Annotated in this window: 23 protein-coding genes; 20 read left to right on the forward strand and 3 right to left on the reverse strand. The window is 62.4% G+C overall.

Annotation, left to right across the window (positions count from 1 at the left end):
* Window positions 1-47: 47 nt before the first annotated feature.
* The 4 genes from mutS to murJ all read left to right on the forward strand — a co-directional run bounded on the left by mutS (window position 48) and on the right by murJ (window position 7686).
* Window positions 48-2774 carry a DNA mismatch repair protein MutS gene (gene mutS / locus HJC00_RS02980; RefSeq protein ID WP_210629438.1) on the forward strand — a complete coding sequence of 909 codons (2727 nt, stop codon included), beginning with the start codon at window positions 48-50 and terminating at the stop codon, window positions 2772-2774.
* A gap of 11 nt (window positions 2775-2785) precedes the next feature.
* Window positions 2786-3061 (forward strand): hypothetical protein, encoded by a 276-nt coding sequence (locus HJC00_RS02985; protein WP_210629439.1) that lies wholly within the window; start codon window positions 2786-2788, stop codon window positions 3059-3061.
* A gap of 130 nt (window positions 3062-3191) precedes the next feature.
* Entirely contained in the window at window positions 3192-6095 is a 2904-nt protein-coding gene (locus HJC00_RS02990) for a [protein-PII] uridylyltransferase (protein ID WP_221163605.1), read from the forward strand.
* 10 nt (window positions 6096-6105) lie between these two features.
* Entirely contained in the window at window positions 6106-7686 is a 1581-nt protein-coding gene (gene murJ / locus HJC00_RS02995) for a murein biosynthesis integral membrane protein MurJ (protein WP_210629441.1), read from the forward strand.
* 115 nt (window positions 7687-7801) lie between these two features.
* Here murJ and HJC00_RS03000 read toward each other — a convergent pair whose 3' ends face one another.
* Window positions 7802-8230, reverse strand: a complete 429-nt coding sequence (locus tag HJC00_RS03000; protein WP_210629442.1) for a D-Ala-D-Ala carboxypeptidase family metallohydrolase — start codon at window positions 8228-8230, stop codon at window positions 7802-7804.
* A 185-nt stretch (window positions 8231-8415) separates the two neighbouring features.
* Here HJC00_RS03000 and HJC00_RS03005 point away from each other — a divergent pair, with 185 nt between their 5' ends.
* The 16 genes from HJC00_RS03005 (at window position 8416) to HJC00_RS03080 (ending at window position 22438) form a co-directional block, all read left to right on the forward strand.
* Window positions 8416-8823 carry a VOC family protein gene (locus HJC00_RS03005; RefSeq protein WP_221122719.1) on the forward strand — a complete coding sequence of 136 codons (408 nt, stop codon included), beginning with the start codon at window positions 8416-8418 and terminating at the stop codon, window positions 8821-8823.
* Window positions 8824-8910: 87 nt separating this feature from the next.
* Entirely contained in the window at window positions 8911-9975 is a 1065-nt protein-coding gene (trpS, locus tag HJC00_RS03010) for a tryptophan--tRNA ligase (protein WP_210629444.1), read from the forward strand.
* A gap of 111 nt (window positions 9976-10086) precedes the next feature.
* Entirely contained in the window at window positions 10087-10578 is a 492-nt protein-coding gene (locus HJC00_RS03015) for a universal stress protein (RefSeq protein ID WP_011423764.1), read from the forward strand.
* Window positions 10579-10687: 109 nt separating this feature from the next.
* Window positions 10688-11254, forward strand: coding sequence for a NifU family protein (locus HJC00_RS03020; RefSeq protein ID WP_210629445.1), 567 nt, complete (start codon window positions 10688-10690; stop codon window positions 11252-11254).
* A gap of 89 nt (window positions 11255-11343) precedes the next feature.
* A complete protein-coding gene (tsaB, locus tag HJC00_RS03025) occupies window positions 11344-12006 on the forward strand; it encodes a tRNA (adenosine(37)-N6)-threonylcarbamoyltransferase complex dimerization subunit type 1 TsaB (protein ID WP_210629446.1) in 663 nt (220 codons plus the stop codon).
* A 2-nt stretch (window positions 12007-12008) separates the two neighbouring features.
* Entirely contained in the window at window positions 12009-12503 is a 495-nt protein-coding gene (locus tag HJC00_RS03030) for a GNAT family N-acetyltransferase (protein WP_210629447.1), read from the forward strand.
* A gap of 81 nt (window positions 12504-12584) precedes the next feature.
* Window positions 12585-13013 carry a Fur family transcriptional regulator gene (locus tag HJC00_RS03035; RefSeq protein WP_085776722.1) on the forward strand — a complete coding sequence of 143 codons (429 nt, stop codon included), beginning with the start codon at window positions 12585-12587 and terminating at the stop codon, window positions 13011-13013.
* A gap of 27 nt (window positions 13014-13040) precedes the next feature.
* On the forward strand, window positions 13041-13838 hold the full coding sequence (locus HJC00_RS03040; RefSeq protein ID WP_210629448.1) for a 1-acyl-sn-glycerol-3-phosphate acyltransferase: 798 nt from the start codon (window positions 13041-13043) through the stop codon (window positions 13836-13838).
* A 49-nt stretch (window positions 13839-13887) separates the two neighbouring features.
* Window positions 13888-15297, forward strand: coding sequence for a tRNA (N6-isopentenyl adenosine(37)-C2)-methylthiotransferase MiaB (gene miaB, locus HJC00_RS03045; protein WP_210629449.1), 1410 nt, complete (start codon window positions 13888-13890; stop codon window positions 15295-15297).
* 18 nt (window positions 15298-15315) lie between these two features.
* Entirely contained in the window at window positions 15316-16368 is a 1053-nt protein-coding gene (locus HJC00_RS03050) for a PhoH family protein (RefSeq protein WP_064707756.1), read from the forward strand.
* Window positions 16368-16883: an rRNA maturation RNase YbeY gene (ybeY, locus tag HJC00_RS03055; protein WP_210629450.1), complete on the forward strand. Its 516-nt coding sequence runs from the start codon at window positions 16368-16370 to the stop codon at window positions 16881-16883. The genes HJC00_RS03050 and ybeY overlap by 1 nt, the downstream gene beginning before the upstream one ends.
* Window positions 16880-18025 (forward strand): hemolysin family protein, encoded by a 1146-nt coding sequence (locus tag HJC00_RS03060; RefSeq protein ID WP_210629451.1) that lies wholly within the window; start codon window positions 16880-16882, stop codon window positions 18023-18025. The genes ybeY and HJC00_RS03060 overlap by 4 nt, the downstream gene beginning before the upstream one ends.
* 111 nt (window positions 18026-18136) lie before the next feature.
* The gene (lnt, locus tag HJC00_RS03065; protein ID WP_210629452.1) at window positions 18137-19741 is read left to right on the forward strand and encodes an apolipoprotein N-acyltransferase; all 1605 of its coding nucleotides are present in this window, start codon (window positions 18137-18139) and stop codon (window positions 19739-19741) included.
* 147 nt (window positions 19742-19888) lie between these two features.
* Window positions 19889-20308, forward strand: coding sequence for a helix-turn-helix domain-containing protein (locus HJC00_RS03070; RefSeq protein WP_064707753.1), 420 nt, complete (start codon window positions 19889-19891; stop codon window positions 20306-20308).
* A 178-nt stretch (window positions 20309-20486) separates the two neighbouring features.
* Window positions 20487-21740 carry a methionine adenosyltransferase gene (gene metK, locus HJC00_RS03075; protein WP_210629453.1) on the forward strand — a complete coding sequence of 418 codons (1254 nt, stop codon included), beginning with the start codon at window positions 20487-20489 and terminating at the stop codon, window positions 21738-21740.
* Window positions 21737-22438, forward strand: coding sequence for a tRNA (guanosine(46)-N(7))-methyltransferase TrmB (locus HJC00_RS03080; protein ID WP_221163606.1), 702 nt, complete (start codon window positions 21737-21739; stop codon window positions 22436-22438). Before metK ends, HJC00_RS03080 begins: the two co-directional genes overlap by 4 nt.
* 139 nt (window positions 22439-22577) lie before the next feature.
* On the opposite strand, the gene HJC00_RS03085 is transcribed toward HJC00_RS03080, so the two are convergent.
* Window positions 22578-22835, reverse strand: a complete 258-nt coding sequence (locus HJC00_RS03085) for a DUF1150 family protein (RefSeq protein ID WP_088684489.1) — start codon at window positions 22833-22835, stop codon at window positions 22578-22580.
* 47 nt (window positions 22836-22882) lie between these two features.
* Window positions 22883-23308: an Hsp20 family protein gene (locus tag HJC00_RS03090; protein ID WP_210629455.1), complete on the reverse strand. Its 426-nt coding sequence runs from the start codon at window positions 23306-23308 to the stop codon at window positions 22883-22885.
* Window positions 23309-23324 lie beyond the last annotated feature (16 nt).

Consider the following 23324-nt stretch of genomic DNA (forward strand, 5'->3'; position numbering starts at 1 on the left):
GCGCGGATAGGGTTGGCACCTGTTTTTTTGGGAAAAACTGCACCTCCGTGAACGCACGTATAGACATTGGGAATGAAGCCTTTTCGGCTGCCGAGCTCGCCACGGCGGAAAGCCGCGCCTCGGCGACGCCGATGATGGAGCAATATATCGAGATCAAGGCGAACAATCCGGGTTCGCTGCTGTTCTATCGCATGGGCGATTTCTACGAACTGTTCTTCGAGGATGCGCTGGAAGCCTCCCGCGCGCTCGGCATCACGCTGACGAAGCGCGGCCAGCACATGGGTCAGGATATCCCGATGTGCGGCGTGCCGGTGCATGCGGCCGACGACTATCTGCAGAAGCTGATTTCGCTCGGCTTCCGCGTCGCCGTCTGCGAACAGATCGAGGATCCGGCCGAGGCCAAGAAACGCGGCGCCAAATCGGTCGTCAAACGCGACGTGATCCGTCTCGTCACGCCCGGCACGATCACCGAGGAGAAGCTGCTCTCGCCTTCGGAATCGAACTATCTGATGGCGCTTGCCCGCATCCGCGGCGGCGGCGAACCGCAGCTGGCGCTCGCCTGGATCGATATTTCCACAGGCGTCTTCCGGCTTGCCGAGACGGAAAGCGCGCGGCTGCTGGCCGACATCCTGCGCATCGATCCGCGCGAATTGATCCTGCCCGACACGATCTTCCACGATGCCGAGCTCAAGCCGGTCTTCGACGTGCTTGGCCGCACGGCGGTTCCACAGCCTTCCGTGCTCTTCGACAGCGCCAGCGCCGAAGGCCGGATCGCGCGCTATTTCGGCGTCTCGACCCTCGACGGCTTCGGCAGCTTCTCGCGCGCCGAGCTGGCGGCGGCCGCAGCCGCCGTCGCCTATGTCGAGAAGACGCAGATCGCCGAACGGCCGCCGCTTGGCAGGCCGGAGCGGGAAAGTGCCGCGTCGACGCTCTTCATCGACCCGGCCACCCGCGCCAACCTGGAGCTTGCCCGAACGCTCTCCGGAGATCGCAATGGTTCGCTGCTGAAGGCGATCGATCGCACCGTCACCGGCGGCGGCGCGCGACTTCTCGCCGAACGGCTGATGTCGCCGCTCACCGACCCCGCCCGCATCAATGCGCGGCTCGATTCGATCGGCTTCCTGATCGAAGAGCCCGCGCTCTGCGGCAAGCTCCGCGACACGCTGAAACATGTGCCCGACATGCCGCGCGCGCTCTCCCGCCTGGCGCTCGACCGCGGCGGACCGCGCGATCTGTGGGCAATTCGCCAGGGCCTGCAAGCGGCCGGCGGACTTGCCGATCTGCTTGCAAGCGCGATGCTGCCGGAAGAGCTTGATCAAGCGCTCTCCGGGCTGCAAGCCCTTCCGGCGGGCCTCGAAACCCTGCTTGCCGAGACGCTCGCCGATGAATTGCCGCTGTTGAAACGCGATGGCGGTTTCCTGCGCGACGGCGCCAGCGCCGAGCTTGACGAGGTCCGGGCGCTGCGCGATCAGTCGCGCCGCGTCATCGCCGGGCTGCAATTGCAATATGCCGAAGAAACCGGCATCCGGTCGCTGAAGATCAAGCACAACAATATCCTCGGCTATTTCATCGAGGTGACCGCCGGCAACGCAGCTCCGATGACGGACACGGCCGAAGCGAAGGCCCGCTTCATCCATCGCCAGACGATGGCAAGCGCCATGCGATTCACCACGACCGAACTTGCCGATCTCGAAAGCCGCATCGCCAACGCAGCCGACCGGGCGCTCGCGATCGAACTCGAAGCCTTCGACAGGATGACGGCGGCCGTCGTGGCGCAGGCCGAAGCGATCAAGGCGGGCGCGCGGGCGCTTGCGGTGATCGACGTCGCCGCAGGCCTGGCGCTGCTCACCGAAGAGCAGGCCTATTGCCGGCCGCAGGTCGACGGCTCGAAGATGTTTGCGATCGAGGGCGGGCGCCATCCGGTCGTCGAACAGGCGCTGCGCCGCCAGGCGGGCGGCCCCTTCGTCGCCAACAATTGCGATCTGTCGCCGAAAACGGGCGACAAGGACGGGGCGATCTGGCTGCTCACCGGCCCGAATATGGGCGGTAAATCGACGTTCCTGCGTCAGAACGCGTTGATTGCGATCCTGGCGCAGATGGGTTCCTTCGTGCCGGCGACATCGGCCCATATCGGCATCGTCGACCGGCTGTTCTCCCGCGTCGGCGCCTCCGACGATCTGGCGCGCGGGCGCTCGACCTTCATGGTCGAGATGGTGGAAACGGCTGCTATCCTCAACCAGGCGAGCGACCGCTCGCTCGTGATCCTCGACGAGATCGGCCGTGGCACCGCCACTTTCGACGGGCTGTCGATCGCCTGGGCCGCCGTCGAGCACCTGCATGAGGCCAATCGCTGCCGCGGCCTCTTCGCCACGCATTTCCATGAGTTGACCGTGCTGTCGGAAAAGCTTGGCCGGCTATCGAACGCGACGATGCGTGTCAAGGAATGGGACGGCGACGTGATCTTCCTGCACGAGGTCGGGCCGGGTGCCGCCGACCGCTCCTACGGCATCCAGGTCGCTAGGCTTGCCGGACTACCGGCCTCGGTCGTGTCGCGGGCCCGCGACGTGCTCACCCGCCTCGAAGATGCCGACCGCAAGAACCCGGCGAGCCAGCTGATCGACGACCTGCCGCTCTTCCAGGTGGCGGTGCGCCGCGAGGACACTGCCCGCGGCCCCTCCAAGGTCGAGGAGACGCTGAAGGCGATGAGCCTCGACGACATGACGCCGCGCGAGGCGCTTGATGCGCTTTACGATCTCAAGAAAAAGCTGAAATAGGAGCGCAGCCGATGTTCATGGCGAAGCTGGTCCGCGAAACCGAGCGCCTCTCGCTCATCTGCTCCATGCTCGACACGATGCGGCGCGCCGACAAAGACCGCAACGCGCGCGGCTGGACATCGCCGATCGGCCTGCTGAAAATCACCCGCTCCTGCGCTATGATCTCTGAACTTGGAACGTCGATCGCTAAGGCGGGCTACCGCGAGTGCGACAGGGCGACGCTCGAGGAGATCCAGCGCGAGACCCGGCAGGTGCTGTATTCGCTGCATGCGCAGATCGCAGACTAGGCTTTAGGGAAGGGCCGCCGCTTGCGGCAAAGCGTCCCGCATCGCAGCATGGCAACACCATTTCGCCAAATTTAAAGGTTCTTGCAATATGAAGGCCCGTGTCAATCGCCGGGCAAAGAGGTTATAGCGCATGCAGACGAAACGTGAGGCGAGCCCCGATCAGGCAGCCCGGCATGGACAGGAAACCACCCCTGTGAGCGCGACGCGCAACCTCGATTTCTCGGAGATCCTCGACACCGAGCTCTTGCAGACGCAGTGCGACGCCGTTGCCGAAGTCAATCGGAACCGGCCCGACATCATGCGCGCCGATCTTCTCGCGGCGCTGAAAAAGGCGAGCGCGGACGGCCGGCAGAAGGCGCGCGCAGCCCTTGCCGCCGACGGCAGCGGTCTTAATTGCGCCTTTCGGATATCCTGGCTGCAGGACCAGATCATCACCGTCCTCTACAATTTCGCCACTGCCCATATTTTTCCGCTGCAGAAGGACAAGTTCGCCGTCACCGCCGTCGGCGGCTACGGCCGCGACACGCTGGCACCGGGCTCCGATATCGACCTGCTCTTCCTCTTCCCGCCGCGGCCTTCGGAGGAGACGCACAAGGCGGTCGAATTCATGCTCTACGTGCTCTGGGACATGGGCTTCAAAGTCGGCCACGCCACCCGCACGGTGGAAGAATGCATCGCGCTTTCCAAATCCGACATGACGATCCGTACCGCGATCCTCGAGATGCGCTATATCTGCGGCCTGCAGCGGCTGGAAACCGAGCTCGAGGCCCGTTTCGACAAGGAGATCGTCACCGGAACCGGCCCCGAATTCATCGCCGCCAAACTGGCCGAGCGCGACGAGCGCCACCGCAAGGCGGGCGACACGCGTTACCTCGTCGAGCCGAACGTCAAGGAAGGCAAGGGCGGGCTTCGAGACCTGCACACGCTGTTCTGGATCTCGAAATATTACTACCACGTGCGCGACCAGGCGGAGCTGATCAAGCTCGGCGTCTTGTCAAAACACGAATATCGCCTGCTTGAGAAAGCCGACGATTTTCTCTGGGCGGTGCGCTGCCATATGCACTTCCTGACAGGCAAGGCCGAGGAGCGCCTGTCCTTCGACATCCAGCGCGAGATCGCCGAAGCCTTCGGGTATCACACCCGCCCGGGCCTTTCGGCGGTCGAGCGTTTCATGAAGCACTATTTCCTCGTGGCCAAGGACGTCGGCGATCTCACACGCATCCTGTGCGCCGCGCTCGAAGACCAGCAGGCGAAGTCGATCCCGGGGCTCACCGGCGTCATCAGCCGCTTTACCCATCGCACCCGCAAAATCGCCGGCAGCGTCGAATTCGTCGAAGACCGCGGCCGCATCGCTCTCGCCGACGCCGATGTCTTCAAGCGCGATCCGGTCAGCATCCTCCGGCTCTTTCACGTCGCCGACATCAACGGGCTGGAATTCCATCCGGATGCGCTGAAACGCGTCACCCGTTCGCTCGCGCTGATCGACAACAGCTTACGGGAAAACGACGAAGCGAACCGCCTCTTCATGTCGATCCTGACGTCGAAGCGCGACCCGGCGCTGATTTTGCGCCGGATGAACGAGGCCGGCGTGCTCGGCCGCTTCATCCCCGATTTCGGCAAGATCGTCGCGATGATGCAGTTCAACATGTATCACCACTACACCGTCGACGAGCATCTGATCCGCACCGTCGACGTTCTCTCCGAGATCGACAAGGGACGCGCCGAGGATCTGCATCCGCTTGCCAACAAGCTGATCTCGAACATCGAGGATCGCGAGGCGCTCTACGTCGCCGTTCTGCTCCACGACATCGCCAAGGGCCGCCAGGAGGATCACTCGATCGCCGGCGCCCGCGTCGCCCGCAAGCTCTGCGCCCGCTTCGGACTGTCGCAGAAGCAGACGGAACTCGTCGTCTGGCTGATCGAGGAACATCTGACGATGTCGATGGTGGCGCAGACCCGCGACCTCACCGATCGCAAGACCATTATCGACTTTGCCGACCGCGTACAGTCGCTCGACCGGCTGAAGATGCTTCTGATCCTGACGATCTGCGATATTCGCGCCGTCGGGCCCGGCGTCTGGAACGGCTGGAAGGGCCAGTTGCTGCGCACGCTCTATTACGAAACCGAGTTGCTGCTGGCCGGCGGCTTTTCGGAGGTCTCCCGCAAGGAGCGGGCCAATGCCGCCGCCGAGGCGCTGCGCGGCGCCCTTTCCGCCTGGAGCCAGAAGGACCGCAACACCTATACGAAGCTGCATTACCAGCCCTACCTGCTGTCCGTGCCGTTGGAAGACCAGCTCCGCCACGCCGACTTCATCCGCCAGGCTGACAAGGCGGGCCAGGCGCTCGCCACCATGGTGCGCACCGACAGTTTCCACGCCATCACTGAAATCACAGTGCTGTCGCCCGACCATCCCAGACTGCTCGCCGTCATTGCCGGCGCCTGTGCTGCGGCCGGCGCCAACATCGTCGACGCACAGATCTTCACGACCTCGGATGGACGGGCGCTCGATACGATCCATGTCAGCCGTGAATTTTCCGACGACGCCGACGAGCTTCGCCGCGCCGGCACGATCGGGCGGATGATCGAGGATGTACTGGCCGGCCGCAAGCGCCTGCCCGAGGTCATCGCCACGCGCACGCGCAACCGCAAGAAAAGCAAGGCTTTCGACATTCCGCCCTCGGTCAACATCACCAACAGCCTGTCGAACAAGTTCACGGTCATCGAGGTCGAATGCCTCGACCGGCCGGGCCTGCTGTCGGAGATCACCGCCGTGCTCTCCGATCTGTCGCTCGACATCCAGTCGGCGCGCATCACCACCTTCGGCGAGAAGGTGATCGACACCTTCTACGTCACCGATCTCGTGGGTCAGAAAATATCGGGCGACAGCAAGCGCGCCAATATCACCGCCCGCATGAAGGCCGTGATGGCAGAGGAGCAGGACGAGCTGCGCGAGCGCATGCCCTCCGGCATCATCGCGCCCGCCGCCACCCGAACATCGCCCGCCGCCGAAAAGAAAGCCGATTCCCCCGCATGAGCCCCAAAGCATGAGCCTCGTCAAGAAATTCGCGACCGTCGGCGGCGCCACTCTCGGCAGCCGGATCTTCGGGTTCGCCCGTGAAACGCTGATGGCGGCGGCGCTCGGCACCGGACCGATGGCCGACGTCTTCTACGCTGCTTTCCGTTTTCCGAACCTCTTCCGGCGGTTGTTTGCCGAAGGCGCCTTCAATGCCGCCTTCGTGCCGCTCTTTGCCAAGGAAATCGAGGCGAACGGCACGGACGGCGCCAAGCGCTTTTCGGAAGAAGTCTTCGGCGTCTTGTTTTCGGTGCTGCTCCTCATCACCATTGTGATGGAGCTTGCCATGCCGCTCTTGGTGCGCTTCATCATCGCGCCGGGTTTTGCCGACGATGCCGAGAAATTCTCGATCACGATCCGCATGGCGGCGGTGATGTTTCCCTATCTGATGTGCATGTCGCTGACGGCGATGATGAGCGGCATGCTGAATTCGCTGCATCATTTCTTCGCCGCCGCCATCGCCCCCGTCTTCCTCAACGTGGTGATGATCGGGGCGCTGTTTTATTCGCTCTATACCGGCGCCGATCCGCTCGCGACGGCCTGGTATCTCTCCTGGGGCGTTCTTGCCGCCGGGGTGCTGCAGCTCGCCGTCGTCTATGTCGGCGTGCTGGCGGCCGGCATGAGCATCAGCCTGCGCTTCCCGAAAATGACTGCGAATGTCAAGCGGCTGCTGATCCTCGCCGTGCCGGCCGCCGTCACCGGCGGCATTACCCAGATCAACCAGCTGATCGGCCAGGCGATCGCCTCCTCCCGCGACGGCGCGATTGCCGCCTTGCAATATGCCGACCGCATCTATCAGCTGCCGCTCGGCGTCGTCGGCGTCGCTGTCGGCGTCGTGCTGCTGCCGGAGCTCGCCCGGGCACTGAAGGGCGGGGCGCTACGCGAAGCGGCAAACCTGCAGAACCGCTCGATCGAATTCGTGCTGTTCCTGACCATCCCCGCCGCTTTCGCGCTCTGGATCCTCTCCGACGAGATCATCCGCGTGCTCTACGAGCGCGGCGCCTTCCATCAGGAGAACACCGCGGTGGTCGGCTCGATCCTGGCGATCTACGGCATCGGCCTGCCCGCCTTCGTGCTGATCAAGGCGCTGCAGCCGGGCTTTTATGCCCGCGAGGACACCAAGACGCCGATGCGCTTCTCGGCCATCGCGGTGGGAACCAACTGCGCGACGGCGCTGACCCTTTTTCCCTTTATGGGCGCGCCCGGCATCGCCGTCGCCGAAGCCACAGCCGGCTGGATCAGCACGCTGCTGCTGTTCACCACGCTTCTGCGCCGCGGCCATCTGACATGGGAATGGGCGTTGGCAAAGCGCGCCGCCCTGCTGATCGTCGCCTCGGCCGTCATGGGCGCGGCAATCGTCTTCCTCAAGCACTATTGGGCGCCATGGCTCGCCTCCGGCGCGCCGCTTCTGAGCAAGGTCGGTACGCTGGGGCTGCTGATCGCAATCGCCATGCTCATCTATTTCGCCGCCGCCTTCCTGATCGGCGGGGCGGATCTTGGCATGATAAGGCGCAACCTCAACCGCAAGCCGGTGCCGGCGAAGGACGCGTGAAACGAGGAAATTGGCGAAACCTGCCCCTCACCCGGCTGCCGCCACCGACGGCTTTGGGCGGGTCCGAACCGGACAGCTCTTGCACAAGGCCGAGCCGCACGTTTCTCAAATTGCTTTAACAATCGACCCATCGTCGTTGCGGGCCGACATCGACATGAATGATGCCGTTGCAATAGCTGCCGATGCCGCCGATGCCTGGAGCTGTCCTGGCGGCAGCAATGATTGTTCGTTCCGAGAGGCCGGGCACCCGGATATCGGCCGCCAGGCATTTTCCATGCAGGGAGCCATGACGGCGGGGATGCGGCCGGAGGCCGGAGGTGACGATCGGGCGGCGTCCGGTCTTTGCGGCGATATGCGAGAGGATCGCTCGCAGACGCTCTGGAAAACAGCCGGCGCGCACGCTGACGGTCTGGACCGCATAGGCGAGACGCGCCTCATGCGTGGGAAGATGAATGGCCGGTCTCTTGCTGTCTTGACCGACGGCGCCGGTTGCGGATTGTAGGGCGAAAAGGCCTGCCATGGCGAGCAAACTGACGTTCTGCATGGTCCCTCCGGGCGGTTAGCTGGCGATCGTTGGATTGGCCAGCGCGGCCGAGGATTCTCAGTTCAATAAAAGCTTTTCTGTGAAATTTTATACTCAATTTTAACTAATGGCGCTGATCAATTCGGCTTAAAAGTGAGCTTCATTCGCGTCCTAGGTGGAATAAACATCCAAACATGGGAGATCACATGACGCTTCAGTCTCTTTTTCTCGTCACGCTCGTCGTCGACGATTACGACCGCGCCAAGGGCTTTTATTGCGGCACCCTCGGTTTCGATTGCCTTCAGGACGAGCCCCAGCCGGAGGGCAAACGCTGGGTGGTGGTGAAGCCGAAAGGCGGGGATGGCGCCGCCTTTCTGCTGGCGCAGGCGGCCAACGAGGCGCAGCGCGCGGCGATCGGCAACCAGACGGGTGGCCGCGTCGGCTTCTTCCTGAAGACCGACGATTTCGCTCGCGATCATGCCGCCATGCTCGGCGCCGGCGTGCGTTTTCTCGAGCAGCCCAGACATGAGGTTTACGGTACGGTCGCGGTCTTTGCGGATCCTTACGGCAACACCTTCGACCTGATCCAGCATGCCGCAGCCCGAACCTCTTGATTGCGACCGGCCGCCCGTGCATAAGCCGCGGCGTTAGCAACATAGGCGAGAAGCCTTGGGGCCCTCCACCAGCCTATTGAGGACGACATGAGCGAATTCAAGAAACTCGTATTCTCCGGCGTACAGCCGACCGGCAATCTGCATCTCGGCAATTATCTCGGTGCGATCCGCCGGTTCGTGGCGCTGCAGGAAGGCAACGACTGCATCTACTGCGTCGTCGACATGCATGCGCTCACCGCCCAGCTGGTGCACGAGGACATGCCGAGCCAGACGCGCTCGATCGCCGCCGCCTTCATCGCCGCCGGCATCGATCCGGAAAAACATATCGTTTTCAACCAGTCGGCTGTGCCGCAGCACGCGGAACTCGCCTGGATCTTCAACTGTGTCGCCCGCATCGGCTGGATGAACCGCATGACGCAGTTCAAGGACAAGGCTGGCAAGGACCGCGAGCAGGCCTCGCTCGGCCTTTACGCCTATCCGAGCTTGATGGCCGCCGACATTCTCGTCTATCGCGCCACTCATGTGCCGGTTGGCGAGGACCAGAAGCAGCATCTGGAGCTTGCCCGCGACATCGCGATGAAGTTCAACCTCGATTATGCCGAGCATATTCGCAAGAGCGGCTACGGCATCGACATCACCGTCGGCGACGAGCCGGTGCATGCCTATTTCCCGATGGTCGAACCGCTGATCGGCGGACCGGCGCCGCGCGTCATGTCGCTGCGCGACGGCACCAAAAAAATGTCGAAATCCGATCCCTCCGACCTTTCGCGCATCAATCTGATGGACGACGAGGACGCGATCTCGAAGAAGATCCGCAAGGCCAAGACCGATCCGGACGGTTTGCCGAGCGAGGTTGACGGGTTGCAGGGCCGTCCGGAAGCCGACAATCTGGTGGCGATCTATGCCGCGCTCGCCGACAAATCGAAGGCGGAGGTACTGGCCGACTTTGGCGGCCAGCAGTTCTCCGTCTTCAAGCCGGCACTGGTCGATCTCGCCATCCATGTGCTGGCGCCGATCACCGGCGAGATGCGCCGGCTGATGGACGATACCAGCCATATCGACGCGATCCTGCGCAAGGGCGGCGAACGGGCGAGAGCCCGCGCCGAAGTAACGATGAGCCAAGTACGCGACGTCATCGGCTTCCTCTACTGAGGCAGATCTCTTCTTCTGCCTTCTTGGGGGAGAAGAGGATCTCCGTCAGAGCGGGAGGCGCCAGAAAACTGCGCTTGCAATTTTTCCGCTTCGGGTGTCAGAGTCCGCCCCATGGTATCGAAGCGACTCTCACGGCTCGAAGGCCACCGCCGCAAATTCATGGCGGTGATCGACGGGACACCCGAATGCCAGCGCGCCGTTCATTATGCCGGCCGGCGCGCGAAGAATTCCAATGGCGGCCTGGTGCTGCTCTATGTGATCCCCAACGGCGATTTCCAGCAATGGCTCGGCGTCGAGGAGATCATGCGGGCCGAGGCGCGCGAGGAAGCCGAGGCAACCGTTGCCAAGATCGCCCAGATCGTGCGCGAGACGATCGGCATCGAGCCTGAGGTCGTCATCCGTGAAGGCAGTGCCGCCGAGCAGATCAACGCCGTGATCGAGGAAGACCGCGATGTGGCGATCCTCGTTCTTGCCGCCGGCTCGGCAAAAGAAGGTCCGGGACCGCTTGTTTCGTCGGTCGCCGGACGCGCGGCGGCGTTTCCGATCCCCGTTACCGTCCTGCCGGATACGCTGACCAACGAGGAAATCGACGCCCTCTGCTGAGCCTATTTCTTGAGTGCAAGTCTCTTGATTAGATCAGGCAATGGGCTTATCTTCTTTTGAAGAATTCTAAAGACGGCCGAGGTCTCGAGCCTGTCACATGGAGAGCCAGATGTTCATTCAGACCGAAGCCACGCCGAACCCCGCCACACAGAAGTTCCTGCCAGGCAAGGTCGTCATGGAAAACGGCACCGCCGAATTCCGCAGCGCCGAAGAGGCTGAAGCCTCGCCGCTCGCCGCCCGACTGTTCGATATTCCCGGTGTGACCGGTGTCTATTTCGGCTATGATTTCATTTCCGTCTCCAAGGACAACGCCGAATGGCAGCATCTTAAGCCGGCTATCCTTGGCTCGATCATGGAGCATTTCATGTCCGGCAAGCCGGTCATGGGGGATGCTTCCATCCTTTCCGAGGATGCCGATGCCGGCGACGAGTTCTTTGATGAAGCCGATGAATCGATCGTGCTGACCATCAAGGAGCTTCTGGAGACCCGCGTGCGCCCGGCCGTCGCCCAGGACGGCGGCGACATCACCTTCCGCGGCTTCAAGGACGGCAAGGTCTATCTGAACATGAAAGGCTCCTGCTCCGGCTGCCCGTCTTCGACGGCGACGCTGAAGCACGGCGTCCAGAACCTGCTGCGCCATTTCGTTCCCGAAGTGCAGGAAGTGATTGCCGCTTAAGAATTTCGAATTCGCTCCGGCCGTTCATCTCAGGTTCGGCCGGACGGTTTATGGTTAGGCGACAAACAGTTTATTCGGAAATTGATGGCATGATCGTTCTGGCGCTCGACACGGCAGGTGTGGATTGCGCTGCCGCCATTTATGACAGCGGCAGGAATACGGTGCTGGGGGAGGCATCGGACATGATCGGCAAGGGGCATGCTGAACATCTGATCGGTATCGTCGATCGCGTGCTGGATCAGGCGGGAGTGACACTTTCTCAGATCAACCGCGTTGCCGTCACGATCGGCCCCGGCTCCTTTACCGGTATCCGCGTCGGCGTTGCCGCAGCCCGCGGTTTTGCGCTTTCCCTCAATGTGCCCGTCGTCGGCGTCACCACGCTCGAGGTGATGGCCGCCGCCCAGCGTGAGAAGACGCCCGGCCGCGCCGTGCTGGCGGCGATGGACGCCAAGCGGGACGAAATCTATCTCCAGTCCTTCGCAGCCGATGGTTCCCCGCTCGATCAGCCGCGGGCGGCAAGCGTCGCCGAGGCCCAGGCTTTAGCGGCCGGCTTCGACGGTGAAATCACCGGTTCGGCAACGCCGCTCCTGAAGGCCAGCGCCGGTGGCGATCACCCCAACGTCTTTCCGATTTCGATTGTCGCGCGTCTGGGGGCTGCCGCCCCTGCCGATGCCGGAAAGCCCAAGCCCCTTTATCTGCGCGGACCGGATGCCAAGCCGCAGGCCGGATATGCGATTGCGCGACGAGTGTGACCATGCTGGAAGCCTATCTGACGCTGAAGCCGGAATTTGAAATCATCGCCATGGAGCGCGAGGATTGCCGCGACGTCGCCGTCCTGCATGGCGAGCGTTTCGCCCGGCCCTGGGGCGACGGCGAATTCCACAGCCTGCTGTCGCAGGAGACTGTTTTCGGCTTCGTCGCGCGCCAGACCAATGCCATCCTGAAAAAGCCGCTTCCCGGCTTTATCCTTGCCCGCCAAGTCGCCGGCGAGGCCGAGATCCTGACGATTGCCGTGCAGGCGAAGGTCGCCCGTGCCGGGCTGGGCTGGCGGCTGATGCAGGCGGCGATGCGCGAGGCGCGGGCGCGTGGCGGCGAGAGCATGTTTCTCGAGGTCGACAGCGGCAATACGGCGGCGCTCGGCCTATACCGCAAGCTCGGCTTTGAAAAGGTCGGCGAGCGCCAGGGCTACTACAAGCAGGAAAACGGCGCCCGTTCCACGGCGCTTGTCATGAAGCGCGTTCTTCGATAGTTCCCTGCAGAGCATGACATGCGGACCGGCGCAAACGCCGTGCAGGCATTGTGGAAACGCGATTATTTTTGAAGGCGGGCCATGACCGACGTAGCCAAGACCCTCGAGGAGCTTTGCGCCGAACGTGGCATGCGCATGACCGAGCAGCGCCGCGTGATCGCGCGCATCCTCGAAGAGTCGGAAGACCATCCTGACGTCGAAGAGCTTTACCGCCGTTCCGTGAAGGTCGATGCGAAGATCTCGATCTCCACGGTCTATCGCACCGTCAAATTGTTCGAGGATGCCGGCATCATCGCCCGCCACGACTTCCGCGACGGGCGCTCGCGCTACGAAACGGTGCCGGAAGAGCATCATGACCACCTGATCGACCTGAAGACCGGCACGGTCATCGAATTCCGTTCGCCTGAGATCGAGGCGCTGCAGGAGCGCATCGCCCGCGAGCACGGCTTCCAGCTGGTCGACCACCGCCTGGAGCTCTACGGCATTCCGTTGAAGAAGGAAGATCTCTGAAGCGATGGCAGCCCGGGAGTGCCGCATTTGATTGCCTGGCTGCGCATTGCCTTCGCTGCGGTCGTCATCCTTGCCGTCAGCATCGTGCTCATGCCGCTGCAGGTCTTGGCCCTGCGTTTCGATTGGCGGCTGCGCCGTAGTCTTCCGCGCGTCTGGCACCGTATCATCTGTTATTGTCTCGGCCTCCGCGTCCGGGTGACAGGCAGGCTGGAAGACCGCCGACCGCTGATGCTCTGCTCCAACCATTCGTCCTGGCTCGACATCATGGTGATGTCGGCCGTCGCCGACGTCGCCTTCATCGCCAAGATCGAAGTCGCCGATTGGCCGATCTTCGGCACCCTCGCCAAGCTGCAGAAGAGCGTGTTCGTCGTGCGCGAGGAGAGGCGCAAGACCGGCCATCAGGCAAATGAAATCGCCGGGCGCATGGCCGACGGCGAGATTGTCGTGCTCTTCCCCGAGGGCACGACCTCGGACGGCAACCGGTTGCTGGAGGTCAAGTCGTCGCTGTTCGGCGCTGCCGCGATGGCGGTGCCTTATTCGCCGACGGGAACCGTCGTGGTGCAGCCGGTGGCCGTTGCTTATACCAGAGTGCACGGCCTTCCGATGGGACGCTACCACCGGCCGCTTGCCGCCTGGCCGGGGGATATCGAGCTCCTGCCGCATCTGATCGACATTCTCAGATGCGGCGCCATCGACGCGGAAATTTCCTTCGGCGAGGCGGTGGAATACCGCGCCGACAGCAATCGCAAGGAGGTAAGCGCGACGATCGCCTCGCGCATCCGCAGCCTTCTCATCACAAGCCTGCGCGGTCGCGATATCGGCTAAGCCGAGAGGTCTCTTTTCTCGGGCGGCAAAAACCACTAAATAGCGCGCCATGACACAGGATAACGCCCTTCTTCAGGCCCCGGAGGTTTCTCTCCGCGACGGCAGCAACAGCCGCAAGGTCTTCATCAAGACCTATGGCTGCCAGATGAACGTCTATGATTCCACGCGCATGAGCGATGCGCTTGCCCGCGACGGCTACGAACCGACCGAAGACATGGAACAGGCGGATCTCGTTCTGCTCAACACCTGTCATATAAGAGAGAAGGCGGCGGAGAAGGTCTATTCGGCGCTCGGGCGGCTGCGCGAGATGAAAAAGAAAAAGGCCGCCGACGGCCGGGAGATGATGATCGGCGTTGCCGGCTGCGTCGCCCAGGCCGAAGGCGAAGAGATTCTGCGCCGCGCCCCCGCCGTCGATGTCGTCATCGGGCCGCAGACCTATCACCGCCTGCCGGAGGCGCTGCGCCGGGCCAAAGAGGGCCAGCGCGTCGTCGATACGGAATATGCGATCGAGGACAAGTTCGAGCACCTGCCGCTCGCCGAGAGCCGCAAGATCCGCGCCCGCGGCGTCACCGCCTTCCTGACGGTGCAGGAGGGCTGCGACAAGTTCTGCACCTTCTGCGTCGTGCCCTATACGCGCGGCTCGGAAGTGTCGCGGCCGGTTTCGCAGATCGTCGAGGAGGCTGAAAAGCTCGTCGAAGCCGGAGTGCGCGAAATCACCCTGCTCGGCCAGAACGTCAACGCCTGGCATGGCGCCGGACCGCGCGGCGAGGCGTGGAGCCTCGGCGACCTCCTCTACCGCCTTGCCGAGATCCCCGGCCTGGCGCGGCTGCGTTACACCACAAGCCATCCGCGCGACATGGACGACCGGCTGATCGAGGCGCATCGCGACCTCAGGGCGCTGATGCCCTACCTGCACCTGCCGGTGCAATCGGGCTCCGACCGTGTCCTGAAGGCGATGAACCGGCGTCATACGGCGGCCGAATATCTCAGTCTGATCGAGCGCATCCGCGCCGTGCGCCCGGACATCGCGCTGTCGGGCGATTTCATCACCGGTTTTCCGGGGGAGACAGACAAGGATTTTGCGGATACACTCAGACTTGTGGAGGAGGTGCGCTATGCGCAGGCCTTCTCGTTCAAATACTCGACTCGGCCGGGCACACCCGGCGCGGAACTGAAGGACCAGGTGCCGGAAGAGATCAAGGCAGAACGGCTGGAACGCCTGCAAGCGCTTCTTTTGAAGCAGCAGCAGGAGTTTGCCGAATCCTGCATCGGCAAGGAGATCGATCTGCTGCTCGAAAAACCCGGCCGCATGCCGGGCCAGCTGATCGGACGTTCTCCCTGGCTTCAATCCGTGAATGTTGATGCAAAAGCATCGCAAATCGGTGACATTATCAAAGTGCGAATCACCGGAACCGGAACGAACAGCCTGTTTGCCGAACGCGCAGAGGCTGCGGTCTAACCCAAGGAGCCCGACCGCTTGAACGGACAAGAATTGGTTTCTTCTTCACCGCGCCACCCCCGCACGCCGAGCGACACCAATCACTTCGTCCTGACGTTCGAGAACAATCGGTTCGCCAGCGAACTCTTCGGCCAGTTCGACCAGAACCTCAAGCTGCTCGAGGAGCGGCTGAACATCGATGCGCGGGCGCGCGGCAATTCCGTCGTCATATCGGGCGATGTCGTGACCACCAATCAGGCGCGGCGCACGCTCGATTATCTCTATGAAAAGCTTCAGAAAGGCGGCAGCGTGGAACGATCCGACGTCGAGGGCGCAATCCGCATGGCGGTCGCCGCCGACGATCAGCTCAGCCTTCCCACCATGGAGCGCAAGGCCAAGCTGACAATGGCGCAGATTTCGACGCGCAAGAAGACGATCATCGCCCGCACGCCGACGCAGGACGCCTATATCAGGGCGCTGGAGCGCGCCGAACTCGTCTTCGGCGTCGGCCCGGCCGGCACCGGCAAGACATATCTCGCCGTTGCCCATGCCGCCCAGATGCTCGAGCGCGGCGCGGTCGAAAAGATCATCCTGTCGCGCCCGGCCGTCGAGGCCGGGGAGCGCCTCGGCTTCCTGCCAGGCGACATGAAGGAAAAGGTCGATCCCTATCTTCGCCCGCTCTATGATGCGCTCTACGACATGATCCCGGCCGACAAGGTCGATCGGGCGATCACCGCCGGCGTCATTGAAATCGCCCCGCTCGCCTTCATGCGCGGCCGCACGCTCGCCAACGCCGCCATCATCCTCGACGAAGCGCAGAATACGACGTCGATGCAGATGAAGATGTTCCTGACGCGTCTCGGCGAAAATGCCCGCATGATCGTCACCGGCGACCCGAGCCAGATCGACCTGCCACGGGGCGTCAAATCCGGCCTCGTCGAGGCCCTGGAGCTGCTGAACGGCGTCGAGGGCATCTCGATCGTGCGCTTCAAGGACACCGACGTCGTGCGCCATCCGCTGGTCGGCCGCATCGTCAGAGCCTATGACGCCACCTATCTTGTCGAAGCCGAAGACGTCGGTCGGCAGGACTGATGGCCGAACTCGATATCCAGATCAGCATCGAGGACATCGGCTGGCCCGGCGAGGAAACGCTGCTGGTTTTTTGCGAGCGCGTGCTCGGGGCCGCCGCGGTCTATCTCAGCGACAATGAGAAGCAGCCCTTTCCGAAGATGCCGCCGGAAGTTTCGCTGGTCTTTACCGACGATGCCTCGATCCAGGACATCAATGCCGAATGGCGCGGCAAGGACAAGCCGACCAATGTCCTCTCCTTCCCGGCCTTTCCGGTTGAGCGCGGCAAGATGCCCGGGCCGATGCTCGGCGACATCATCATCGCCCGGGAGACGGTGGAGCGGGAAGCCCAGGAACTCGACAAGAGCTTCGACGACCACCTGACCCATCTTCTGGTGCACGGTTTCTTGCATCTTCTCGGCTACGACCATATGAATAATGCCGAAGCCGAAATTATGGAGGGGCTGGAGACTCGCATTTTGGCGCAGCTCGGCCTATCTGATCCCTACGAGGGTCAAGACCTTAAAATGGAACCATGAGCGACTTTACGACGAAGCCGGCGACAGACGCCAAGGACTCCGAATCATCATCTTCTTCGGATGAGGTAGGCAGTAGTAGTCGGCCATCCGGCCGATCCCAATCCTTCTGGTCGCGCGCCGCCCGCATTCTCCGCCCGCAGCAGGGCTCGCGACTGCGCGAGGATCTTGCCGACGCGCTGATGACCGATGCGGCCGGCGACGACGCTTTTTCGCCCGACGAACGGGCGATGCTGCACAATATCCTGCGCTTTCGCGAGGTGCGCGTCGCCGACGTGATGGTGCCGCGCGCCGATATCGAGGCGGTGGACCAAAATATCACCATCGGCGAACTGATGATCCTTTTCGAGGAATCCGGCCGCTCGCGCATGCCTGTTTATGCCGATACGCTCGACGACCCGCGCGGCATGGTGCATATCCGCGACCTGCTCTCCTATGTCGCCAAGCAGGCGCGCAACAAGCGCCGCGGCCCGGCAAAGCCGGCCGCTGCAGCGCCGGCGATCGACGTCGCGCCGGAGAACATCCAGAAGCCGCCGCGCTCGACCAAGCCGAATTTCGATCTTGCCCGGGTCGACCTGCAGAAGACGCTGGCCGAGGCCGGCATCATCCGCAAGATCCTGTTCGTGCCGCCGTCGATGCTGGCCTCCGACCTGCTGCGCCGGATGCAGGTGAACCGTACGCAAATGGCGCTCGTCATCGACGAGTATGGCGGCACCGACGGGCTCGCCTCCCATGAGGACATCGTCGAAATGGTGGTCGGCGACATCGACGACGAACATGACGACGAAGAGGTGATGTTTAAGCGCGTTGCCGAAGACGTTTTCGTCGCCGACGCCCGTGTCGAACTGGAAGAGATCGCCGAAGCGATCGGACCGGATTTCGACATCAGCGAACAGGTCGACGAAGTCGACACGCTGGGCGGGCTGATCTTCTCCGCGCTCGGCCGCATCCCCGTTCGCGGCGAAGTGGTCCAGGCTCTGCCGAACTTCGAATTCCATATTCTCGACGCCGATCCGCGCCGCATCAAGCGGCTGCGCATCACCCGCAAGCGCCACGCGATCCGCCGCCGCGCCAAAGAGGCTGGCGACATCACGCCGGGATCCGAGACCGGCGACGACCGGCCGGCCGAATCGACCACCAACTAGGCATCGGTACGAGAGTCGGAATCGCCTTTCGGGCCGACGCGGAAACAGGACAAAGAGCCGCTTTTTTGAAAGACTGCGAATGGGTTGATTCGCGGTTTGATGGGAGTGCGCATGGAGCGGCTTGCGGACAGGGTTATCCTCGTCTGGGGGTTAAAACGGTCGTTGCTGGCCGTCGCCGCTGGAGCATTCGCCGCTCTGGCGCTGCCGCCTTTCGGTTTTTTCGCGGCGATGTTTCTCTCCTTCACGCTGCTCGTCTGGCTGCTCGACGGGGCGGCGGCTTCTCCTGAAAGCGGCCTGATCGGCAGGCTATGGCCGGCCTTTGCCGTCGGCTGGCTGTTCGGCTTCGGCTATTTCGTCGCCGGCCTTTGGTGGATCGGCCATGCCTTGCTGGTCGATTCGGAGGAATTTGCCTGGGCACTGCCCCTGGCAGTCCTCGGACTGCCGGCCGGCCTTGCGGTCTTCTACGGGCTGGCGACTGCACTTGCCCGGATCGTCTGGTCCGACGGCATGGGACGGATCGCCGCGCTGGCGGCCGGCTTCGGCCTGATGGAATGGCTTCGAAGCATGATCCTCACCGGCTTTCCCTGGAATGCCATCGGCTACGGCCTGATGCCCGTTCCGCTGATGATGCAGTCGGCGCATGTGATCGGTGCGATGGGGGTGACTGCACTTGCCGTCTTCGTCTTTTCCGCCCCGGCGCTGATCGGAACGCGACAGGGCGCGAAGTCGGGAATTGCGCTCGCCGCCCTGCTGTTTGCCGCCCACCTCGGTTACGGCGCCTATGCCGTCCATCTGGCGCCGCGGCCGCAGCCCTTGCCCGAGGACAAGCGTCCGGTGGTGCGGCTGGTGCAGCCGGCCATCGACCAGTCGGCGAAGATGGACAACGACGCCGACCGCAATGCGATCTTCGAGACCCATCTGAAGCTTTCCGCCGAAGCGCCCAGGAATGGCGGCCGCAAACCCAACATTATCGTCTGGCCGGAAACCTCGATCCCCTTCATCCTCACCGACAACCAGGATGCGCTGACGCGGATCGCCGATACGCTCGACGACGACCAGGTTCTGATCGCCGGCGCGGTGCGCGCCGAGGAGATGGGGCCTGGCACACCGGTGCGCTACTACAATTCCATCTATGTGATCGACGGCCGCGGCCAGATCATCGCCGCCTCCGACAAGGTGCATCTCGTGCCTTTCGGCGAATATCTGCCCTTCGAGGACATCCTCACCGAACTCGGCATCCAGAACGTCGTCGAGATACCGGGCGGCTTTTCGGCCGCCGCAAGCCGGCACCTGCTGGCGTTGCCCGGCGGTCTCAATCTCTACCCGCTGATCTGCTACGAGATCATCTTTCCGGGCGAAATGACCGGCGACATCGTGGATGCCAACGCGCTCCTCAACCTCACCAACGATGCCTGGTTCGGCATCACGCCCGGGCCCTACCAGCATTTCCAGCAGGCGCGTGTTCGAGCAATCGAGACAGGCCTGCCGCTGATTCGCGACGCCAACAACGGCATTTCGGCAATCGTGAACGCGCATGGGGAAATCATCGCGGGCCTCGATCTTGGTGAGACTGGCTTCATTGATGCAACTGTTGATGGGCTCGGCAATGGGTTCGGAACCACATACCCCCGTGAGACATACTTCTGGTTGACCGAAGCACTGTTGATGTTGATTGCGCTAATTTCACGCGGAAGTTTTATTTTAGGGTTGAATTGACCAAAAACCCCTAAAATTGCATAGTGGTGTCAATCGGCGTTCTTAACGTATGTTTGTCGGCGGGTTCCCGCCGCTTACAACGTGGCGTTTTGGGATGGATCAGGGGCATGCCGGTTGGAAACAGAAATTCGTAGCTAGGGCACGACCATGATTGAAAATAAGAAGAAGCCGAATCCGATCGACATCCATGTTGGCAGCCGCATTCGCCTTCGCCGAACGATGTTGGGCATGAGCCAGGAAAAGCTTGGCGAAAGCCTCGGCATCACCTTCCAGCAGATCCAGAAATATGAAAAGGGCACCAACCGTGTCGGCGCAAGCCGTCTGCAGAACATCTCGAGCATCCTCAATGTTCCGGTCTCCTTCTTCTTCGAAGATGCGCCCGGCGAACATGCCGGCGCCGTCGGCGGCATGGCCGAAGCCTCCAGCTCGAATTACGTCGTAGACTTCCTCTCCTCCTCGGAGGGCCTGCAGCTCAACCGCGCCTTCGTCAAGATTTCCGATCCCAAGGTTCGCCGGAAGGTCGTGGAGCTGGTCAAGGCGCTCGCTGCCGAAGCTGACGCTGACTGATCCAGCTCTCATCGCAAAATGGAAAGGCGGTCGAAAGGCCGCTTTTTTTGTGTTTTTGGGGCAAAATTTGTCACTTCGCCGCGGATATAAAGATATATTTATGTCCTTGTGCGCTTGTCATCGGCGCTCGAACTGAGTACCTACTAGCTGGCTTTTATTCTTTGAGGGGAATCCCGGAATGCGCGCGAATTATCTCTTTACCAGCGAATCTGTTGCCGAAGGTCATCCGGACAAAGTGTGTGACCGCATCTCCGACGAGATCGTCGACCTGGTCTACCGCGAAGCGGCCAAGACCGGCGTCAATCCGTGGGGCGTGCGCATTGCCTGCGAAACGCTGGCAACAACCAATCGCGTCGTTATTGCCGGCGAGGTCCGCCTGCCACCGAGCCTGATGAAGAAGGACAAGGACGGCAAGGACGTCATCAATCCCTCGAAGTTCAAGGCCGCCGCCCGCCGCGCCATCAAGGATATCGGCTACGAGCAGGACGGCTTCCACTGGAAGAAGGCAAAGATCGACGTGCTGCTGCACTCTCAGTCGGCCGACATCGCCCAGGGCGTCGACAGCGCCGCCGACCAGCAGGGCGACGAGGGCGCCGGCGACCAGGGCATCATGTTCGGTTACGCCTGCAAGGAAACGCCGGACCTGATGCCGGCCCCGATCTATTATTCCCACAGGATTCTGCAGCTGCTAGCAGCCGCCCGCAAGAAGGGTGACGGCGAAGTCGCCAAGCTCGGCCCCGACGCCAAGAGCCAGGTGACCGTGCGTTACGTCGACGGCAAGCCGTCGGAAGTGACCTCGATCGTGCTTTCGACCCAGCATCTCGACGAGAGCTGGGATTCCAAGAAGGTTCGCGCGGTCGTCGAACCCTATATCCGCGAAGCACTCGGCGAACTGAAGATCGCCGAGGATTGCAAGTGGTACATCAACCCGACCGGCAAGTTCGTCATCGGCGGACCGGACGGCGATGCAGGCCTCACCGGCCGCAAGATCATCGTTGACACCTATGGCGGTGCGGCTCCGCATGGCGGCGGCGCATTCTCCGGCAAGGACACGACCAAGGTCGACCGTTCGGCTGCCTATGCCGCCCGCTACCTCGCCAAGAACGTCGTCGCCGCCGGCCTTGCCGACCGCTGCACGATCCAACTCTCCTACGCCATCGGCGTCGCGCAGCCGCTGTCGATCTATGTCGACCTGCACGGCACCGGCAAGGGTGTGTCGGAAGACCAGGTCGAAGCGGCGATCCGTCAGAATATGGACCTCTCGCCATCGGGCATCCGCCGTCACCTCGACCTCAACAAGCCAATCTACGCCAAGACCTCGGCCTACGGCCATTTCGGCCGCAAGGCCGGCCGTGACGGCTCGTTCTCCTGGGAGCGCACCGACCTCGTCAAGGCGCTCAAGGAAGCCGTCAAGACCAAGGCTGCTGCATGACGGATATGGAGCGCCGGGGACGGGCGACCGAAGCCTTTTTCGGTCGCCGCAAGGGAAAGGCCCTGCGCGAACAGCAGGCGGAAACGCTGAACAGCCTGCTCCCGGCATTCCTCATCGATCTCTCGGCGGCTCCCCCGGAGCCGCTGACATCCCTCTTCCCGATCCCGGTCACGACATTGCGGCTGGAAATCGGTTTCGGCGGCGGCGAACATCTGATTCATCGGGCGCTCGAAAGACCTTCGACCGGTTTCATCGGCGTCGAACCCTTCGTCAATTCGATGCAGAAGCTTTTGTCGCGCATCGGCGAAACCGGTGCCTCCAATATCCGCGTCTATAATGACGATGCAACGCAACTGCTCGACTGGCTGCCGGATGGCACGCTCGACCAGATTGATCTGCTCTATCCCGACCCATGGCCGAAGCGGAAGCACTGGAAGCGCCGCTTCGTCTCGAAGACCAATCTCGACCGCTTTCATCGCGTGCTGAAGCCCGGCGGCCTTTTCTGCTTCGCCTCCGACATCGACACCTATGTGAACTGGACGCTGATCAAATGCCGCGACCATGGCGGCTTCGACTGGATGGCGGAAAACGCGGCGGATTGGCTGACCCCCTATGAGGGCTGGCCGAGCACGCGCTACGAGACGAAAGCGCGCCGCGAGGGCCGTTCCTCGGCCTATCTGACATTCAGGAAGATCTGACTTCAGCGAACACTGCGCTGGAAGCAATTGAAGGCCATGTAGTGCCGTGCGGCACCAACGACGATTAGTTCCGAAGCAGTATGGCTTTCAAATGCATGATGGCATTTGGTTTTTCATAGGCACTGATGGCGTTTGACGGTCAGTGCAGACTGACCGTCTTCAATTCGTCTTCGGCCGCCTTGAAGAAGGTGCTGGAGCGGTTGTCCGTCAGAAGGATGGGCGTGCCGTCGGCGCCGAAGAGTGCCCAGAGATCGACGTTCGGATCGATATCCGGCGCCTCTGGGAAGCACTTGGCGACCTCTTCAGTGCGCATCTTTCTGATATAGGCGACCTCGCCGTTGCCGATGTGGGCAAGCTCGGATTTGGTCAAGCGAGACGTGGCTTCTTTCATCAACATTCCTGTTCCTCCGGGAGAAGGGACCAACGGTTCGACAAACCGTTGTGCTACTGTGAAACCGAAATGTTAATTTTCTTGACCATGCGGGCGGGTTCGGGACGAATTAGATCGACGGAGAGCAGACCGTTCTTGAGGCCGGCGCCAAGCACCTGCATGCCGTCGGCCAGCACGAAGGTGCGCTGAAACTGGCGGGCGGCGATGCCGCGATAGAGATAGTCCCGCTCGCCCTGCTCCAGCTGGCGGCCGCGGATCACAAGCTGGTTCTCCTCGGTGGAGACATCAAGCTCCTCCTCGCTGAAACCGGCAACCGCAAGGGTGATGCGCAGACGTTCGGGGGCGCCGCTGTCGGCGGCGATGCGTTCGATATTGTAAGGCGGGTATCCGTCGCTCGCCTTGGAAATGCGCTCCAGCGTCTTTTCCATGGCGTCGAAGCCCAGAAGCAAAGGGCTGGCGAAAGGCGTAATGCGGCTCATCTCTTTTCAAGTCCTT

The organism is Rhizobium sp. NLR22b (genome assembly GCF_019685295.1).
Lineage (GTDB): Bacteria > Pseudomonadota > Alphaproteobacteria > Rhizobiales > Rhizobiaceae > Rhizobium.

Bases quoted from the DNA above. Each gene is read 5' to 3' on its own strand.
- metK (WP_210629453.1), top strand. From the start codon at position 20,487: ATGCGCGCGAATTATCTCTTTACCAGCGAATCTGTTGCCGAAGGTCAT.
- HJC00_RS03080 (WP_221163606.1), top strand. From the start codon at position 21,737: ATGACGGATATGGAGCGCCGGGGACGGGCGACCGAAGCCTTTTTCGGT.
- HJC00_RS03020 (WP_210629445.1), top strand. From the start codon at position 10,688: ATGTTCATTCAGACCGAAGCCACGCCGAACCCCGCCACACAGAAGTTC.
- ybeY (WP_210629450.1), top strand. From the start codon at position 16,368: ATGGCCGAACTCGATATCCAGATCAGCATCGAGGACATCGGCTGGCCC.
- HJC00_RS03070 (WP_064707753.1), top strand. From the start codon at position 19,889: ATGATTGAAAATAAGAAGAAGCCGAATCCGATCGACATCCATGTTGGC.
- tsaB (WP_210629446.1), top strand. From the start codon at position 11,344: ATGATCGTTCTGGCGCTCGACACGGCAGGTGTGGATTGCGCTGCCGCC.
- HJC00_RS03085 (WP_088684489.1), bottom strand. From the start codon at position 22,835: ATGTTGATGAAAGAAGCCACGTCTCGCTTGACCAAATCCGAGCTTGCC.
- murJ (WP_210629441.1), top strand. From the start codon at position 6,106: ATGAGCCTCGTCAAGAAATTCGCGACCGTCGGCGGCGCCACTCTCGGC.
- miaB (WP_210629449.1), top strand. From the start codon at position 13,888: ATGACACAGGATAACGCCCTTCTTCAGGCCCCGGAGGTTTCTCTCCGC.
- HJC00_RS03015 (WP_011423764.1), top strand. From the start codon at position 10,087: ATGGTATCGAAGCGACTCTCACGGCTCGAAGGCCACCGCCGCAAATTC.
- HJC00_RS03060 (WP_210629451.1), top strand. From the start codon at position 16,880: ATGAGCGACTTTACGACGAAGCCGGCGACAGACGCCAAGGACTCCGAA.
- HJC00_RS03035 (WP_085776722.1), top strand. From the start codon at position 12,585: ATGACCGACGTAGCCAAGACCCTCGAGGAGCTTTGCGCCGAACGTGGC.
- HJC00_RS02985 (WP_210629439.1), top strand. From the start codon at position 2,786: ATGTTCATGGCGAAGCTGGTCCGCGAAACCGAGCGCCTCTCGCTCATC.
- HJC00_RS03090 (WP_210629455.1), bottom strand. From the start codon at position 23,308: ATGAGCCGCATTACGCCTTTCGCCAGCCCTTTGCTTCTGGGCTTCGAC.
- HJC00_RS03005 (WP_221122719.1), top strand. From the start codon at position 8,416: ATGACGCTTCAGTCTCTTTTTCTCGTCACGCTCGTCGTCGACGATTAC.
- HJC00_RS03030 (WP_210629447.1), top strand. From the start codon at position 12,009: ATGCTGGAAGCCTATCTGACGCTGAAGCCGGAATTTGAAATCATCGCC.
- lnt (WP_210629452.1), top strand. From the start codon at position 18,137: ATGGAGCGGCTTGCGGACAGGGTTATCCTCGTCTGGGGGTTAAAACGG.
- HJC00_RS03000 (WP_210629442.1), bottom strand. From the start codon at position 8,230: ATGCAGAACGTCAGTTTGCTCGCCATGGCAGGCCTTTTCGCCCTACAA.
- trpS (WP_210629444.1), top strand. From the start codon at position 8,911: ATGAGCGAATTCAAGAAACTCGTATTCTCCGGCGTACAGCCGACCGGC.
- HJC00_RS02990 (WP_221163605.1), top strand. From the start codon at position 3,192: ATGCAGACGAAACGTGAGGCGAGCCCCGATCAGGCAGCCCGGCATGGA.